Raw genomic sequence first — 2,317 nt, 5'->3', positions numbered from 1 at the left:
GGCAATGTGATAATTCATTCACACATTAACAAACTATTCATTGGCAAATTACCACATTTGCACATTACCACATTTGCACATTACCACATTTGCACATTACCACATTTGCACATTATTTATGCGTCTTCACAATCTCGGTGGGAGCCAGCTCGGCATTGCGTTTCTCTGTCTGTGCAACCACGTTACGTGCCAGTTCCAGAAAAGCCTGCCCCGTCACCGAATCATCGTCAAGAGCTACGGGAGTTCCCTCATCACCGTGCTCGCAAATACTCTGCACAATAGGTATCTGCCCCAAGAGAGGCACATGAAGTTCTTCTGCCAGTCTTCGTGTGCCCTCCTTGCCGAAAAGGTAATACTTGTTTTCGGGCAACTCGGCAGGGGTGAACCATGACATATTTTCTACCAACCCCAAAATAGGCACGTTCACCTTATCGTTCATATACATATTGATACCTTTGCGGGCATCGGCAAGAGCCACTTCCTGCGGAGTGCTGACGATAACCGCTCCTGTGATGGCAAGAGTCTGCAACAACGTCAGATGGATGTCGCTCGTGCCCGGAGGCGTGTCAAGGACGAAATAATCCAAATCTCCCCAGTCGGCATCGCCCACCAGCTGTTTCAAAGCATTGCTTGCCATGCCGCCGCGCCAAAGCGTAGGTTGATCAGGATCAACAAAAAAACCGATAGACAAGAGCTTGATGCCGTATTTCTCAATCGGAACTATCAAGTCCCGCCCTCCAATAGTTTCGGCATACGGACGTGCATCTTCCACCTGGAACATCTTAGGAACAGAAGGACCAAAGATATCAGCATCCAGCAATCCTACCTTATATCCCAGCTTCGAAAGTGCCACAGCCAGGTTGGCAGCAATGGTAGACTTACCCACGCCGCCTTTTCCCGATGACACGGCGATGACATTATTCACCTGCGGAAGCATCTTGCCCGGTTCAGGGCGTGCCGCCTGACGGCTTTCGGTCGTGATTGTCACTTCCACGTCTTTCGACACATAAGTATGAATAGCCGTTTCTGCCGACTTCACTACTGATTTCATAAAAGGGTCGGTCGGTTTCTCGAAGACAAGCGAGAAACTGACCTTCATCCCGTCGATACGCATATTGTCCGCCACCATTTCTGCTTCGACAATATTTTTCCCGTTGCCAGGATAACGCACCGTTGCCAGCGCGTCTAAAATCAATTTCGGATACAATGTCATATAAATGAAATTTACGATTTGACTATTTACAATTTACGATTTGACATTTTACGGTTTATGATTCATGGCTAACAATAAATAGTAAATCGTAAATTGTCAAATCGTAAATGAGTATTATTTGCTTGTTTGCAGTCCGCTCCGCTTGCTACGGTTATAGCTGCGGTAATCGTCCAGTTCGATTTCCACATCCGGCTCCTGTAGTTCACCCGTCTGGGAAAGACGAAAGCGGATATACTTAATGCTCAGCCCACGGTCCAGCCATTGCTGTTCGTAATAGGTACGGATGCGCAGGATATCATCGTCCAACCCCGAATGATATAAATCATCCGTAACGAACTCAACGGGAAAATGATTGACTTCAACCATATATTTCGTATAGGTGAACATGAAATTGCTGTCCGTCTTCAGGTGCACCAGCCCGTCGGGCACAAGAAACTTGCGGTAACGCTCCATGAAATACGTCGAAGTAAGCCGCTTGGTCACCTTTTTCATCTGCGGATCAGAGAAAGTCAGCCAAATCTCGCTCACTTCACCCGGAGCAAAGAATCGGTCGATAATTTCAATATTCGTGCGCAAGAAGGCTACATTCTTCAATCCTTCATCAAAAGCCTCTTTCGCTCCCGTCCACATACGTGCTCCTTTGATATCGACCCCGATGAAATTCTTGTCGGTATACCGGCGTGCCAGCCCTACGGTATATTCTCCTCTTCCACAACCCAACTCCAGCACGATCGGATGTTCGTTCTTAAAAAAATCACGGTTCCAGTTTCCTTTCATCTCACAAGGCGTATCCGCCACCTGTGAATACGGATATTCGAATACATGCGGGTATTCCGCCATGTCTGCAAATTTCGCTAGTTTTCCTTTTCCCATTGCGTACAGATTAATCCTAGTTCAGGGAACAAATGTACAGATTTTCGGCGGAACCCACAAATGAAAACATGGAAAAACACCTGCAAAAACGATAGACTTATTCTTTTTACGGGTGCCGCAATCCGCCCATACAATTACGTTCAAAAACGAAGATATAAGTAGATGTTCATAATTAGTTTATATCATATAGATTTGCTACCTTTGCCTCATAATCCTCAAAGCTACCTCTAT

General features: G+C 46.2%; 2 protein-coding genes. Both read right to left on the bottom strand.

Features of this window, described 5'->3' with window-relative positions:
• Positions 1–112: 112 nt before the first annotated feature.
• Positions 113–1,213, bottom strand: a complete 1,101-nt coding sequence (locus H9625_RS09650) for an Mrp/NBP35 family ATP-binding protein (RefSeq protein WP_191764088.1) — start codon at positions 1,211–1,213, stop codon at positions 113–115.
• Between the two features lie 114 nt (positions 1,214–1,327).
• Positions 1,328–2,086 carry a tRNA (guanosine(46)-N7)-methyltransferase TrmB gene (gene trmB, locus H9625_RS09645; RefSeq protein WP_022040512.1) on the bottom strand — a complete coding sequence of 253 codons (759 nt, stop codon included), beginning with the start codon at positions 2,084–2,086 and terminating at the stop codon, positions 1,328–1,330.
• Positions 2,087–2,317 lie beyond the last annotated feature (231 nt).

It is taken from the genome of Phocaeicola intestinalis (assembly GCF_014837065.1).
In the GTDB taxonomy this organism is placed as follows: Bacteria; Bacteroidota; Bacteroidia; order Bacteroidales; family Bacteroidaceae; genus Phocaeicola; species Phocaeicola intestinalis.
This window is presented reverse-complemented; position numbering and strand designations above follow the sequence as displayed.

Coding starts and splice junctions, on each gene's coding strand:
- H9625_RS09650 (WP_191764088.1), bottom strand. CDS start 1,213: ATGACATTGTATCCGAAATTGATTTTAGACGCGCTGGCAACGGTGCGT.
- trmB (WP_022040512.1), bottom strand. CDS start 2,086: ATGGGAAAAGGAAAACTAGCGAAATTTGCAGACATGGCGGAATACCCG.